This window comes from Streptomyces sp. NPDC002845 (assembly GCF_053591955.1).
The window spans coordinates 67,579-82,118 of the sequence record NZ_JBSFUU010000021.1 but is presented as its reverse complement, the minus strand read 5'-3'; the positions used below and the strand labels follow the sequence as shown (position 1 = coordinate 82,118).

Annotated in this window: 11 protein-coding genes; 8 read left to right on the top strand and 3 right to left on the bottom strand. The window is 69.6% G+C overall.

Annotated features, from left to right (window positions below; all coding sequences use genetic code 11):
• Positions 1-116 precede the first annotated feature (116 nt).
• The 5 genes from ACWD3C_RS17480 to ACWD3C_RS17460 all read left to right on the top strand — a co-directional run bounded on the left by ACWD3C_RS17480 (position 117) and on the right by ACWD3C_RS17460 (position 5,433).
• Positions 117-818 (top strand): ABC transporter ATP-binding protein, encoded by a 702-nt coding sequence (locus ACWD3C_RS17480; protein ID WP_451144751.1) that lies wholly within the window; start codon positions 117-119, stop codon positions 816-818.
• 129 nt (positions 819-947) lie between these two features.
• Entirely contained in the window at positions 948-3,506 is a 2,559-nt protein-coding gene (locus ACWD3C_RS17475; RefSeq protein WP_451144749.1) for a DUF4118 domain-containing protein, read from the top strand.
• The gene (locus ACWD3C_RS17470; RefSeq protein ID WP_451144747.1) at positions 3,503-4,186 is read left to right on the top strand and encodes a response regulator; all 684 of its coding nucleotides are present in this window, start codon (positions 3,503-3,505) and stop codon (positions 4,184-4,186) included. Before ACWD3C_RS17475 ends, ACWD3C_RS17470 begins: the two co-directional genes overlap by 4 nt.
• Positions 4,187-4,299: 113 nt before the next feature.
• Positions 4,300-4,698, top strand: a complete 399-nt coding sequence (locus ACWD3C_RS17465) for an OB-fold nucleic acid binding domain-containing protein (protein WP_451144745.1) — start codon at positions 4,300-4,302, stop codon at positions 4,696-4,698.
• Between the two features lie 3 nt (positions 4,699-4,701).
• Positions 4,702-5,433: a DUF3159 domain-containing protein gene (locus tag ACWD3C_RS17460; protein ID WP_451144743.1), complete on the top strand. Its 732-nt coding sequence runs from the start codon at positions 4,702-4,704 to the stop codon at positions 5,431-5,433.
• 338 nt (positions 5,434-5,771) lie between these two features.
• On the opposite strand, the gene ACWD3C_RS17455 is transcribed toward ACWD3C_RS17460, so the two are convergent.
• The 3 genes from ACWD3C_RS17455 to ACWD3C_RS17445 all read right to left on the bottom strand — a co-directional run bounded on the left by ACWD3C_RS17455 (position 5,772) and on the right by ACWD3C_RS17445 (position 7,523).
• Positions 5,772-6,449 carry a potassium channel family protein gene (locus tag ACWD3C_RS17455; protein WP_451144741.1) on the bottom strand — a complete coding sequence of 226 codons (678 nt, stop codon included), beginning with the start codon at positions 6,447-6,449 and terminating at the stop codon, positions 5,772-5,774.
• On the bottom strand, positions 6,449-7,120 hold the full coding sequence (locus ACWD3C_RS17450; protein WP_451144739.1) for an NAD-binding protein: 672 nt from the start codon (positions 7,118-7,120) through the stop codon (positions 6,449-6,451). The genes ACWD3C_RS17455 and ACWD3C_RS17450 overlap by 1 nt, the downstream gene beginning before the upstream one ends.
• A 205-nt stretch (positions 7,121-7,325) precedes the next feature.
• The gene (locus ACWD3C_RS17445) at positions 7,326-7,523 is read right to left on the bottom strand and encodes a hypothetical protein (protein ID WP_451144737.1); all 198 of its coding nucleotides are present in this window, start codon (positions 7,521-7,523) and stop codon (positions 7,326-7,328) included.
• Between the two features lie 178 nt (positions 7,524-7,701).
• Here ACWD3C_RS17445 and ACWD3C_RS17440 point away from each other — a divergent pair, with 178 nt between their 5' ends.
• The 3 genes from ACWD3C_RS17440 (at position 7,702) to ACWD3C_RS17430 (ending at position 14,304) form a co-directional block, all read left to right on the top strand.
• Positions 7,702-9,750 (top strand): APC family permease, encoded by a 2,049-nt coding sequence (locus ACWD3C_RS17440; protein WP_451144735.1) that lies wholly within the window; start codon positions 7,702-7,704, stop codon positions 9,748-9,750.
• A gap of 71 nt (positions 9,751-9,821) precedes the next feature.
• Positions 9,822-11,231 (top strand): class I SAM-dependent RNA methyltransferase, encoded by a 1,410-nt coding sequence (locus ACWD3C_RS17435; RefSeq protein WP_451144733.1) that lies wholly within the window; start codon positions 9,822-9,824, stop codon positions 11,229-11,231.
• Positions 11,232-11,454: 223 nt separating this feature from the next.
• Complete coding sequence (locus tag ACWD3C_RS17430; protein WP_451144731.1) at positions 11,455-14,304, top strand: hypothetical protein; 2,850 nt, start codon at positions 11,455-11,457, stop codon at positions 14,302-14,304.
• The last annotated feature ends 236 nt before the right edge of the window (positions 14,305-14,540 follow it).

The window sequence follows — 14,540 nt, the reverse complement described above, 5'->3', positions numbered from 1 at the left end:
GCGTTCGGACGGCGTGTGCGACGACGGGTGGGCGAGGGCCGTACGACGCCGGGCGGAGCCTTGATCGGCCGGGCGCCCGGTGACCATACTGGCGCCCGGCCGACGGGGGAGGACACATGGGGGACACGATGGTGCGCGTCGAGAACGTGCACCGCTCGTACGGCACCGGAGCGGCCGTCGTGCACGCGCTGCGCGGGGTCTCGTTCGACGTGCCGCGCGGTGAGCTCGTCGCCCTCAAGGGGCGCTCGGGATCGGGCAAGACCACGCTGCTCAACCTGGTCGGCGGGCTCGACGAGCCGGACGAGGGGCGGATCGTCGTGGACGGGCTCGAACTGTCCGGGCTCGGCGAGGACGGGCTGCTGGAGCTGCGGCGGGACCGCGTCGGCTTCGTGTTCCAGTCGTTCGGGCTGATCCCCATCCTCACGGCCGCCGAGAACGTGGGCGTGCCCCTGCGGCTGCGCCGGGCCGAGCCGCGTGAGCGCGAGGAACGGGTCGGGCTGCTGCTCTCCCTGGTGGGTCTCGCCGAGCACGCCGGGCAGCGGCCCGGAGAGCTGTCCGGCGGCCAGCAGCAGCGCGTGGCCATCGCCCGCGCCCTGGCCAACAACCCCGCGCTCCTCATCGCCGACGAGCCCACCGGGCAGCTCGACGCGGAGACCGGGCACGCCGTCATGGAGCTGCTGCGTGCCGTCGTCCGCAGCGAGAACGTCACCGCGCTGGTCGCCACGCACGACGCGACCCTGCTCGACCTCGCCGACCGGGTCCTGGAGCTCAGCGACGGGGAGATCGTCGAACACCGCGGGGAGGCCGTCGAACACTGACCGTGGCCGCCGCCACGTCAGAGTTCCGTCAAGGACGGCCCCCGGCGTCGTAATCCGGCCTCTTTGCCGCCATCGCCGGTCGTAAGGTCGACGGAGCGTGCACAGCCGTCACGGGAAGACAATGGGACCATGGGACGCGGCAAGCTTCGGATCTACCTCGGTGCGGCACCGGGCGTCGGCAAGACGTACGCCATGCTCGCCGAGGCGCACCGCCGCATCGAGCGGGGCACCGACTGCGTGGTCGCCTTCGTGGAGCACCACAACCGGCCCCGTACGGAAGTGATGCTGCACGGGCTGGAACAGCTCCCGCGCAAGGAACTCGAGTACCGCGGCACCGTCTTCGCCGAGATGGACGTCGACGCCGTCCTCGCACGGCGCCCCCAGGTCGCCCTGGTCGATGAGCTCGCCCACACCAACGTGCCCGGCTCCCGCAACGACAAGCGCTGGCAGGACATGGAGGAACTGCTCGCGGCCGGGATCGACGTCGTGTCGACGGTCAACATCCAGCACCTGGAGTCGCTCGGTGACGTCGTCGAGTCGATAACGGGCGTACGGCAGCGGGAGACCGTCCCGGACGAGGTGGTGCGCCGGGCCGACCAGATCGAACTTGTCGACATGTCGCCGCAGGCCCTGCGCCGCCGCATGGCGCACGGCAACATATACAAGCCCGACAAGGTCGACGCGGCCCTGTCCAACTACTTCCGCCCCGGCAACCTCACCGCCCTGCGTGAACTGGCGCTGCTGTGGGTGGCCGACCGGGTCGACGAGTACCTGCAGCAGTACCGCAGCGAGCATCGGGTGTCGAAGATCTGGGGCTCGCGCGAGCGGATCGTGGTCGGGCTGACCGGCGGTCCCGAGGGCCGTACGCTGATCCGCCGCGCGGCCCGCCTCGCCGAGAAGGGCGCGGGCGGCGAGGTGCTGGCCGTCTACATCGCCCGCAGCGACGGGCTGACCTCGGCCTCGCCCAAGGAACTCGCCGTCCAGCGCACCCTGGTGGAGGACCTCGGCGGCACCTTCCACCACGTGGTCGGTGACGACATCCCGGCCGCACTGCTGGAGTTCGCACGCGGGGTCAACGCGACCCAGATCGTACTGGGCGTCTCCCGGCGCAAGGCCTGGCAGTACGTCTTCGGACCGGGCGTCGGTGCCCTGGTCGCCCGGGGCTCCGGGCCCGACCTGGACGTCCACCTGATCACGCACGACGAGGCGGGCAAGGGGCGCGGGCTGCCGGTCGCGCGGGGCGGACGGCTGGGCCGCTCCCGGATCATCTGGGGCTGGCTGACGGGCATCGGCGGCCCGGCGCTGCTGACGCTGCTGCTCACCCACGTCGACGCGAATCTCGGCATCGCCAACAACATGCTGCTGTTCCTGTCGCTGACGGTGACCGCGGCCCTGGTCGGCGGCCTGCTCCCGGCGCTGGCCTCGGCCGCCTTCGGCTCGGCGGTGCTCAACTGGTTCTTCACGGAGCCCGTCCACACCTGGACGATCGAGGACCCCAGGAACATCGTCGCCATCGCGGTCTTCTTCGCCGTGGCCGTGTCGGTGGCGTCCGTCGTCGACCTGGCGGCCCGGCGTACGCACCAGGCGGCCCGGCTGCGCGCCGAGTCGGAGATCCTGTCCTTCCTGGCGGGCAGCGTGCTGCGCGGCGAGACCAGCCTGGAGGCGCTGCTGGAGCGGGTTCGCGAGACCTTCGCCATGGAGTCGGTGGCGCTGCTGGAACGCGAGAGCGACGTCGACCCGTGGACCTGTGCGGGCAGGGTCGGGCCGAGCCCGGTCGTGGGGCGCCCGGAGGACGCGGACGTGGACATGCCGATAGGGGACCACATGGCGCTCGCGCTGTCCGGCCGCGTCCTGCCCGCCGAGGACCGCCGGGTGCTGGCCGCCTTCGCCGCCCAGGCCGCCGTCGTACTGGACCGCCAGCGCCTGAAGCACGAGGCCGAGCAGGCCCGCACGCTGGCCGAGGGCAACCGCATCCGCACCGCCCTGCTGGCCGCCGTCAGCCACGACCTGCGCACCCCGCTGGCCGCCATCAAGGCCGCGGTGTCCTCGCTGCGCTCCGACGACGTGGCCTGGTCGGAGGAGGACCAGGCCGAGCTGCTCGCCGGCATCGAGGCGGGCGCCGACCGGCTCGACCACCTCGTCGGCAACCTCCTCGACATGTCCCGCCTGCAGACCGGCACGGTCACCCCGCTGATCCGCCCGACCGACCTCGACGAGGTGGTGCCGATGGCGCTCGGCGGGGTCCCCGAGGACAGCGTGGAGCTGGACATCCCCGAGATCCTGCCCATGGTCGCCGTGGACGCGGGCCTGCTGGAGCGGGCGGTCGCCAACGTCGTCGAGAACGCCGTCAAGTACAGCCCGCCCGCCGAACGCGTCCTGGTGGCCGCCAGCGCCCTGGCCGACCGGGTCGAGGTCCGCGTGGTGGACCGCGGCCCCGGAGTCCCCGACGAGGCCAAGGACCGCATCTTCGCGCCCTTCCAGCGCTACGGCGACGCCCCGCGCGGCGCGGGCGTGGGCCTCGGCCTCGCGGTGGCGCGCGGCTTCGCCGAGGCGATGGACGGCACGCTGAACGCCGAGGACACCCCCGGCGGCGGCCTCACCATGGTGCTCACCCTCCGGGCGGTGGAGAGCCCACTCGGTGTCCATGCCCCCGTACGACTCGCACAACCGGAAAGGCAGGCCTCATGACCAGGGTGCTCGTGGTCGACGACGAGCCGCAGATCGTACGTGCCCTCGTGATCAACCTGAAGGCACGTGAGTACGAGGTCGACGCGGCCCCCGACGGCGCCACCGCGCTCCAGCTCGCCGCCGCCCGCCACCCCGATGTCGTCGTCCTCGACCTCGGCCTGCCCGACATGGACGGCGTCGAGGTGATCAAGGGGCTGCGCGGCTGGACCAGGGTGCCGATCCTGGTGCTCTCGGCCCGCCAGACCTCGGACGAGAAGGTCGAGGCCCTCGACGCCGGCGCCGACGACTACGTCACCAAGCCCTTCGGCATGGACGAACTCCTCGCCCGTCTCCGTGCCGCCGTCCGCCGTGCCGAGCCCGTCGGCGCCGGCGAGGGCGACGTGCTCGTGGACACGGCCGACTTCACCGTCGACCTGGCCGCGAAGAAGGTCAACCGCGCCGGCCGCGACGTCCGCCTCACCCCCACCGAGTGGCACCTCCTGGAAGTCCTCGTCCGCAACACCGGGCGCCTGGTCAGCCAGAAACAGCTGCTCCAGGAGGTGTGGGGGCCGTCGTACGGTACGGAGACCAACTACCTCCGGGTCTACATGGCCCAGCTGCGCCGCAAGCTGGAGGCGGACCCGTCGCGGCCCAAGCACTTCGTCACGGAGCCGGGGATGGGGTACCGGTTCGAGAGGTGACATGGGTCTCGGCCGGGGGCGGGCGACGGTGGCTGGCGGTGCGTTCCGGTCAGGTTCCGGCGGTGCGTCCCCGCGGGTACGTCGGTGTCGGCGGGCGCCGGTACGCTTTCGGTATGAGTGCTGTTCCTCGTTCCGAGAAGCCGGTGGGCCGGTTCCGGCGCATGCTCGGCCGGCTCTCGTCGTCCCAGGAGGACCTGGAGTCCGAGGAACTGCGCGAAGACGCCGACACCGCGGGCTGTACGCGCATCTGTGACTGCCATGACCGACAGATAGTGACCGTTACTGGTACCTTGCGCACGGTCACGCTGCGCCCGAGGGCCGGCGTTCCGGCCCTGGAGGCCGAACTGTTCGACGGTTCGGCCGCCTTGGACGTGGTGTGGCTCGGCAGGCGCTCCATCGTCGGCATAGAGCCGGGGCGCAGGCTGATCGCATCCGGGCGGATCTCGGTGAGCCGGGGCCGCAGGGTGCTGTTCAATCCGAAGTACGAACTCAGACCGCTCGGACGGGAGTAGCCGGTGACGTCGCTCGACAAGCCGACCGAAGACGCCCAGCAGGATTCGAGGGCGGTGACGGAGGCCGCGCTCTTCGAGGCGTTCGGCGGCGTGCGGGGCATGGTCGAGACGGTGGTGCCCGGCCTCCTCTTCGTCACGATCTACACGATCAACAAGGACCTGCACTCGGCGGCCATCGCGGCGCTTGCCGTGTCCGTGCTGCTGGTCGTGGTGCGCCTCGCCATGCGGGACACCATCAAGCACGCCTTCAGCGGCGTCTTCGGCGTCGCCTTCGGTGTGGTCTTCGCGATGATGACCGGCAATGCGAAGGACTTCTATCTGCCGGGGATGCTCTACACGCTGGGGCTGGGGCTGGCGTACATCATCACCACGCTCGCGGGCGTGCCGCTGATCGGCCTGATCCTCGGCCCGGTCTTCAAGGAGAACCTCTCCTGGCGGACCCGGAACCCCGGGCGCAAGAAGGCGTATGCGAAGGCGAGTTGGGCCTGGGGGCTCATCCTGCTCGCCAAGTGCGCGATTCTCTTCCCGCTGTACTGGTGGGCCGACACGACGCAACTGGGCTGGGTGCTCGTCGCGTTGAAGATTCCGCCGTTCCTGCTGGCCGTCTGGCTCACCTGGGTCTTCCTGGCGAAGGCGCCCGCTCCGATCGACGTGTTCGCGGAGATGGAGGCTGAGGAGCGGGCCGAGGAGGAGCGCAGGGCCAAGACCACGCGGGCGGCTGCCGCCGAGGACTGAGGACGCCCCCGCCGGGGCTACGCCCCAGGCCCCGCCAGAGGGCTGCGCCCCCTGGACCCCCATCGGCCTTCGGCCTCGTCCTCAAACGCCGGACAGGCTAAGGGGCGCGGGGCTGTATTGATGTGCGGCTCCGCCGCGTGGGCGCGACCAGCCCCACACAACCCGCAGCTGCCCCACAACCCCCAACACCCCTCACGGGGTCCGGGGCGCAGCCCCTGGAGGATGGGACGGGTAGGGGCGGCGGGGGCGATGAACCCCTGGCTCCATCCGTCGGACAGGACCGAAACGCATAGGGTGCCCGGAGGATTCCGGGCACCCCGTCCTCGTACCGTCGAACGTCAGCCCGCCGCGTCCTCCCGGCGTACCGACAGCAGGTCCTCCAGCTGCTCCTCGCGGGCCTGGGCGGCTACGAAGAGGAGTTCGTCGCCCGCCTCCATGGAGTCTTCCTTGGAGGGGGTCAGAACTCGGGTACCGCGGATGATGGTGACCAGGGACGTGTCCTCGGGCCACTCGACGTCGCCGACCCGGGTGCCGGCGAGGGCGGACTCGGGCGGCAGGGTCAGTTCGACGAGGTTGGCGTCGCCGTGGCTGAAGCGGAGGAGGCGGACGAGATCGCCGACGCTCACCGCTTCCTCGACGAGGGCCGACATCAGGCGGGGGGTGGACACGGCGACGTCCACGCCCCACGCCTCGTTGAACAGCCACTCGTTCTTGGGGTTGTTGACGCGGGCGACGACGCGCGGGACGCCGTACTCCGTCTTCGCCAGGAGTGAGACGACCAGGTTGACCTTGTCGTCGCCCGTCGCGGCGATGACGACGTTGCAGCGCTGCAGGGCGGCCTCGTCCAGTGATGTGATCTCGCAGGCGTCGGCGAGCAGCCACTCCGCCTGCGGGACGCGCTCGACCGAGATGGCGGTCGGCGCCTTGTCGATCAGCAGGACCTCGTGCCCGTTCTCCAGAAGCTCGCCCGCGATCGAGCGGCCGACGGCTCCGGCTCCGGCAATGGCGACCCTCATCAGTGACCGCCTTCCTTTTCGGGGCCCTCGGCGAAGGCCGCCTCGACCTTCTCGACCTCGTCCGTGCGCATCATCACGTGCACCAGGTCGCCCTCCTGAAGCACCGTCTGCGAGGTGGGCAGGATCGCCTCGCCCAGCCGGGTGAGGAAGGCGACGCGGACGCCGGTCTCGTCCTGGAGCCTGCTGATCCGCTGGCCCACCCATGACGTCGACGCGTGCACCTCGGCGAGCTGCACCCCGCCGGTGGGGTCGCGCCACAGCGGCTCGGCCCCGGAGGGCAGCAGGCGGCGCAGCATCTGGTCGGCGGTCCAGCGGACGGTGGCGACCGTCGGGATGCCCAGGCGCTGGTAGACCTCGGCGCGGCGGGGGTCGTAGATACGGGCCGCCACGTTCTCGATGCCGAACATCTCGCGGGCCACGCGGGCGGCGATGATGTTCGAGTTGTCACCGCTGGAGACGGCGGCGAACGCGCCCGCCTCCTCGATGCCAGCCTCGCGCAGCGTGTCCTGGTCGAAGCCGACCCCGGTGACACGGCGGCCGCCGAACCCGGAGCCCAGTCGTCGGAAGGCGGTGGGGTCCTGGTCGACCACGGCGACCGTGTGCCCCTGTTGCTCCAGGGTCTGGGCAAGAGCGGAGCCCACGCGTCCGCAGCCCATGATGACAATATGCACGGCCCTACCCCGCACTCCTCATAGGCGCACTGACCTGCGACAATGTCCTGCTCATGTCCCTCTCCCGGCTCGCCGGGCACCCACCTGTGGCCCCGGTGCGGCTCGCCCGGGCACTCTGCGCGGATGCCTGATGCTCATGAGCCTATGCCGTGCCGCTGACAGTGCCTCGGCCCGCCTCGGGTCCACCGTATCGGCATCTCCCTCGTCAGGGCCGCCCGTAGCGACCGCACGGTTCCTCCGTGCAGCGGCGGCTGATGCTGCGGACGCTGATCAGGGTCAGGACGCCGAGGCCGACGAGTGACGCGGTGACGCCGATCAGTTCCGCGGTTGCGGCCGCCATGAGGCCTCCAGGGGGTGAGGGGGCGGGGGTGTGTCCGTAGGGGATGTCCGTGTGACTGTCCATACGTACGACTGTCGTACGGACAGTCGTACGTATGGATGTAAGGACATCGTTCATTAGGCCCGAGGATGCTTCCCGTGCCTGAACCGGCAGCCGGGAGCCGCACCGATTTCACTCCACAGCCGTGCGGGATTTCACCCGGATGTGCCCTGGGATGGGCGGGGAGCTTACGATCCCCTGCGTGTCCAAACTGACCGACGTGCCCAAACGGATTCTGATCGGGCGCGCACTGCGCAGTGACCGACTCGGAGAAACGCTCCTGCCGAAGCGCATCGCTCTCCCCGTCTTCGCTTCCGACCCGCTGTCCTCCGTGGCGTACGCGCCCGGCGAGGTTCTGCTGGTCCTGTCCATCGCGGGCGTGTCGGCGTACCACTTCGCTCCCTGGGTCGCGGTCGCGGTCATCGTGCTGATGTTCACGGTCGTGGCGTCGTACCGGCAGAACGTGCACGCGTACCCCAGCGGCGGCGGCGACTACGAGGTGGCGAACACCAACCTCGGCCCGAAGGCGGGCCTGGGCGTGGCCAGCGCGCTGCTCGTCGACTACGTCCTCACCGTCGCCGTGTCGATCTCCTCCGGGGTGGAGAACCTCGGCTCGGCGGTCCCCTTCGTCGTCGAGCACAAGGTCCTGTCCGCGACCGTCATCATCGTGCTGCTCACGCTGATGAACCTGCGCGGGGTGAAGGAGTCCGGGAAGCTCTTCGCGATCCCGACGTACGTCTTCGTGACCAGCGTGTTCATCCTGATCGGCTGGGGCGCATTCCGGTCCGTGGTCCTCGGCGACACCATGGAGGCACCGACCGCCGATCTGCACATCGAGGCCGAGCAGCAGGGCCTCGCGGGCTTCGCGCTGGTCTTCCTGCTGCTGCGCTCCTTCTCCTCCGGCTGCGCCGCGCTCACCGGTGTCGAGGCGATCAGCAACGGTGTGCCCGCGTTCCGCAAGCCCAAGTCCAGGAACGCCGGGAACACGCTGGCCATGATGGGCCTGCTCGCCGTCACCATGTTCTGCGGCGTCATCGGCCTGGCGCTGGCCACCAATGTGCACATGACGGAGAACCCGGCGAAGGACCTGCTCCGCGACGGTGTCCCGGTCGGCGCCGACTACGTCCAGAATCCGGTGATCTCCCAGGTCGCGGCGGCCGTCTTCGGCGAGGGCACGTTCTTCTTCGTCCTGCTGGCCGCCGCCACCGCGCTGGTGCTGTTCCTGGCCGCCAACACCGCGTACAACGGCTTCCCGCTGCTCGGCTCGATCCTCGCCCAGGACCGCTACCTGCCCCGCCAGCTGCACACCCGCGGCGACCGCCTCGCCTTCTCCAACGGCATCGTGCTGCTCGCGGGCGCCGCCGTTCTGCTGGTGTGGGTCTACGGCGCCGACTCGACCCGTCTCATCCAGCTCTACATCGTCGGCGTGTTCGTCTCCTTCACGCTCAGCCAGACGGGCATGGTCCGGCACTGGAACCGCCACCTGGCCACGGAGACGGACCCGGCCGCGCGCCGCCGTATGATCCGCTCCCGCTCGATCAACGCCTTCGGGGCCTTCTTCACGGGCCTGGTCCTGGTCGTCGTCCTCGTCACCAAGTTCACGCACGGCGCCTGGGTCGCGCTGCTCGGCATGGTGATCTTCTACGCGACGATGACCGCGATCCGTAAGCACTACGACCGGGTCTCCGAGGAGATCGCCGCGCCGGACGCCCCGAGCGACGACGTCGTACGACCGTCACGCATCCACTCGGTCGTCCTGATCTCCAAGATCCACCGCCCCACCCTGCGTGCCCTCGCCTACGCCAAGCTGCTCCGCTCGAACACCCTGGAAGCGCTCAGCGTCAACGTCGACCCGGCCGAGACCAGGGCCCTCCAGGAGGAGTGGAACCGGCGCGGCATCGATGTACCGCTGAAGGTCCTGGACTCGCCGTACCGCGAAATCACCCGGCCGGTCATCGAGTACGTGAAGGGGCTGCGCCGGGAGTCGCCGCGCGACGTCGTGTCGGTGATCATCCCGGAGTACGTGGTCGGCCACTGGTACGAGCAGCTGCTGCACAACCAGAGCGCCCTCCGGCTCAAGGGTCGGCTGCTGTTCACGCCGGGCGTCATGGTGACCTCGGTGCCGTACCAGCTCGCCTCCTCCGAGGTCGCGAGGAAGCGGGCCCGCAAGCAGCAGGAGTGGAACGCGCCGGGTGCGGTGCGACGCGGCCCGGCGGAGGAACCATCCAGGGAACCCGGCCCGAAGAGCTGACCCCGGTGAGCACGTAGACTGGTGGGCTGTTGTCCGGACGTTCCCCTTTTCTCTCCTGGAGTCACTCCGCCATGCAGGCAGAACCGAAGAAATCGCAGGCGGGGCCGCAGTCGCAGGACGGGCCGCGGGAGGGGGCGCAGGACGGGTCGCGGGACCGCGCGCCGGTGAGGTCGCTGGTCGGGGAGGAGTACGAGGTCGAGGTCGGCCCCGTCGCCCACGGCGGTCACTGCGTCGCCCGTACGTCCACCGGCCAGGTCCTCTTCGTCCGGCACGCGCTGCCCGGCGAGCGGGTCGTCGCCCGGGTCACGGAGGGCGAGGAGGGGGCACGCTTTCTGCGCGCGGACGCGGTCGAGGTCCGCTCCGCCTCCAAGGACCGCGTCGAGGCCCCCTGCCCGTACGCCGGGCCCGGCCGCTGCGGCGGCTGCGACTGGCAGCACGCCAAGCCCGGCGCCCAGCGGCGGCTCAAGGGCGAGGTCATCGCCGAGCAGCTGCAGCGCCTCGCGGGTCTCACACCCGAGGAGGCGGGCTGGGACGGCACGGTGATGCCGGCGGAGGGCGACAAGCTGCCGGCCGGTGAGGTCCCCGCCTGGCGTACGCGCGTCCAGTACGCGGTGGACGCCTCCACGGGCCGGGCCGGGCTGCGCCGCCACCGCTCGCACGAGGTCGAGCCGATCGACCACTGCATGATCGCGGCGCCCGGGGTGACCGAGCTGGGTATCGAGAAGCGCGACTGGTCGGGGATGGCGTCCATCGAGGCGATCGCGGCGACGGGTTCGCAGGACCGCCAGGTGATCCTGACACCGAGGCCGGGCGCGCGGCTGCCCATCGTGGAGCTGGACAAGCCGGTGTCGGTGATGCGGGTCGGGGAGAAGGACGGCGGCGTCCACCGCGTCCACGGCCGCCCCTTCGTCCGGGAGCGCGCCGACGACCGCACCTACCGCGTCGGCAACGGCGGCTTCTGGCAGGTCCACCCGAAGGCCGCCGACACCCTCGTCAAGGCCGTCATGCAGGGCCTGCTGCCCCGCAAGGGCGAGACGGCCCTCGACCTGTACTGCGGCGTCGGCCTCTTCGCGGGCGCCCTCGCCGACCGGCTCGGCGAGAAGGGCGCGGTCCTCGGCATCGAGTCCGGCAAGCGCGCCGTCGAGGACGCCCGGCACAACCTCGCCGACTTCCCCCGCGTCCGCATCGAACAGGGCAAGGTCGACTCCGTCCTCCCCCGCACCGGCATCACCGAGGCCGACTTGATCGTCCTCGACCCGCCCCGAGCCGGAGCCGGCAAGAAGACGGTCCAGCACCTGGCCTCCCTGGGGGCACGACGCATCGCCTACGTGGCCTGCGATCCGGCGGCGCTGGCGCGGGACTTGGGGTACTTCCGGGAGGGCGGGTACCGGGTGCGGACGTTGCGGGCGTTCGATCTGTTTCCGATGACGCACCATGTGGAGTGCGTTGCCATCCTTGAGCCGGTGGCAAAGGGCTCCTGACCTGGTGTTTTGTGCGTGCGCATTATGTGCGGTGTGGGCGTTACGGGCGATACCTTGACGCTGAAATGACGCTCGTGACGCTCATTTGACGCTCGTTCTGATGGACTGTCAGGCGTGTTGCTGGGCTGGTCAAGCCACGTGAATCGGCGTGGTCGCAGAGGCCCGGCCGGGGAAATAGTTCCGTTGGGCGGTCGGGAGATAGCCGCAGCGGCATCATGGCGGGGTGGATTACAACCTCAGCGGGCTGAGCACCCGGGAGTTCGAGCACGTGTCGCAGGCCCTGGCCCAGGAGATCCTCGGGCCGGGCGTCTCCGCCTTCGGGGACGGCAAGGACGGCGGGCGTGAGGCAACGTTCGAGGGGCGGGTGCCCTATCCGAGCGAGCTTGAGGCATGGGACGGCTACGGGGTCGTGCAGGCCAAGTTCCGGCAGCGCACGGATCAACAGCCCCAGGATGCTGTCTCGTGGCTGAAGGGGCAGGTCAAAGAGGAATTCGAAGCGTGGCTGAGCCCGACTTCGAAGCGGGAGCGGCTGCCCGAGTATCTGATCTTCACCACCAATGTGATCCTGACTCCCGTGCCGGGCAGCGGAGGCATTGCTCGGATTGAGCAATTCGTGTCCACGTATGCGGCACGCCTTGGGCTCAAGGGCTGGGCGGTGTGGCACCACGACCAGCTGTGCCGCTACCTGGATCGGTACGACTCCATCCGCCGTACCTACGCCGGTGCCATCACCTCCGGTGACGTCCTCGCACATTTGCTCGACGCCGTGTCCGCCGGACACAAGCCCAGGTCAGATGCCCTCACTGATGCAGCCCGTGCCTCGCAGCACCGCCGTGAGGCACGACTGAGCCTTGTGCCCGAGGAGCGTGCCGATGCCGTTCTGGACTGGGCTGACAAGTCCTCACTGCCGGTGGTGACTGTCCCCGTCGGCACTCTGGCGGTTCTGGTCGCGCCCATGGGAGCCGGCAAGAGTGAGGAAGCCGAGAGTTGGTTGCGGGAAGGGCTCCGCGAGGCAGCGGGTGACCCCGATGTCGTGATCCCTGTATGGGTGGATGCGGGCAAGGCCGTTCCAGATCTGCTGGATGCCATCACACGCGCGGGCGGCGAGCCGGCGAGTGGACTCGGACGTATCGTGATCGACGATCTCGATCGGATCTCACCCGAGCAGGTTGCACAGCTCCTGTACGAGGCCAGGCTCTTGCTGGCCGCCCACCCGACCGCCCGGATTCTCGCCACGTGCAGACCTGGAATCGAGCTGGGCAGGGCTGTGGTGCACGAGGTCGCCCCGTGGTCAGTGCGGAGAGGCGCGGAACTTCTCGACCTTGTGATCGGCGACGACGCGCGCATGCTTTTCGAAGAGCGAGAAGTACAGGACCTGCTGACCAGCCCCCTTCAAGCCCTGTCCGTCGCCTCCCGCCTCCTGGCCGGTGAAGACGCACGGGTGACCAGCCTGGAGCTGCTGTCCGGTCTGGCCGCGTCCGTCATCAAAGGACGGCGCAAGGGTTCCCCATCCTCACAGACCTGGGACCGCCTTGCTCGTCTCGCCGTACACGTCCTGAATGCCGGCGGTCCAGTCCCCGCTCAGCACTTCGGGCATGAAGCCGAGGTGTGGGAGCTGACCGACACCGGTCTGGTCGTCCAGGAAGCTGAGGGCCTCCGCTTCGCCCTGCCTGTCTTCGAGCAGCACTTCGGCGCCCAGGCCCTGCGCAAGGGCTCCGTACTGCCGGAGGAGATCGTCACTGCCGACGCTTTCCCCCGGTGGCGCTACGCGATCGCGTTCGCCGTGAGCGCGAGTGCCCCGGACGAAGCGGAGAACCTTATGCTCCGCCTTGCTCGGGCCAACCCTGCGGCCGCTTCCTGGACGTTCGACGAGATCGCCCGGGGCAAGAAGCAACACCATGGCATGCGCGAGGCTGAAGACAGGGCCAGGACCGCCATCGCCCGACTGGGCCGGGCGGACGACGAACTCCGAACCGCTGAAATCGCAGGCACTTGGCTGCGGGAGGCGCTCGAGGCCCTTGTTGAGGGTTTCGGTCCGCTGAGCGGCTCGCTTGTTGATATGCGGGATGGACGGCTGCCTCGGTGGGGAGTGTGGGCGAAGGAGGGCTGGGTGGCCATCTCTCCGTCGAGATACTCCTCCGAGCCGCCCGCGGTGACTCCAATGGCCTCGCACCCGTCGAACCGTGAAGACCCCGAATGGCGATGGTGGAGTCAGCACCTCTTTCCCGGTGATCCGCTGGGCAGGTGGGAGTGGGCCCGCGGTCGGATCCGCGAGCCCCTTGAGCGTTTAGTCCGACGTGGTGCTCTTCTGGTGCCGCCGGATTCTCCGTTGGCCCATGAGCGGCTGTGGCACCTTGCGCAGCGACTCCGCCAGGGAAACGTGCCCCGCGATGGCGTCTCTGTGCCTGAAGTGCGCCGGCGAGTTGAGGCGATGATGGAGCATGTGCGGACATCCGTGCGGTACACCCATCAAGTTGCTGGCTACACCTACGACTCGGCGGACATCCGGTGGTTGCACTCCCAGTTGGCCGGTGTTACCGACGAGGTGCTGCGCAGACCGTACGGCGAACCGGATCAGGAAATCCCGCGGCGTGGACGGATGTGGCAGGGGTACTCCCCGTTGCTGACGCTGGGGATCACCAGACAGATTCTGCGAGACGCCCTCATCGGCTACCGACAGCTGGTCGAACTGAACTTCCCGTCCCTCGCCTCTGCGCTGGGCCTGTACAGCGCCCTGCCCGTGAGCGCCGAAGGCATGGTGGTCATGCCGGAGGACGACACGGACGGGTCGCACAGCGGCTTGATCCATACCCTCCGTCCCAAGGCCGCAGGGCGCCGCAATGACCCACCTGAGGTGGACCTGGACCTGTGGACCGAGCCGGGGTTCGGCCCTACCTCGCCGTTCCCCGGTGGGCCGGTCGGTTCCAAGACGAACTTCCATCGGCCCTACTACGTAGATCGCGAACTGTCCACTGGCTCATCCCGCCCGGCGACTGAGCTTGCCTATGAGTGGCTCGTCCGTGACTTGAAGGCGGTTGGCTGGCTGGGTGTGCACGTCCAGCTCTCTTTATGAAGGCGTCGTCAAGGTGTCAGGGAGGGCGAACGGCCAGGCACGCCGTCCAGCTTCCGTAGTGGGTGATTTCTGAGCCGGATGCCGTCGTTGCGGAGTGAGTGGGCACTGGCAATGCACCAGATCGCGAAGCAACTACAGTGTTGGCTCCGCTCCGGCGAGTTGAGACCCCACCGTCCACATGTAGTCGCGGCTGTGTGTGTGAGGATCGGCCGTTGTCGCAGTTTCGAACGCTCTGG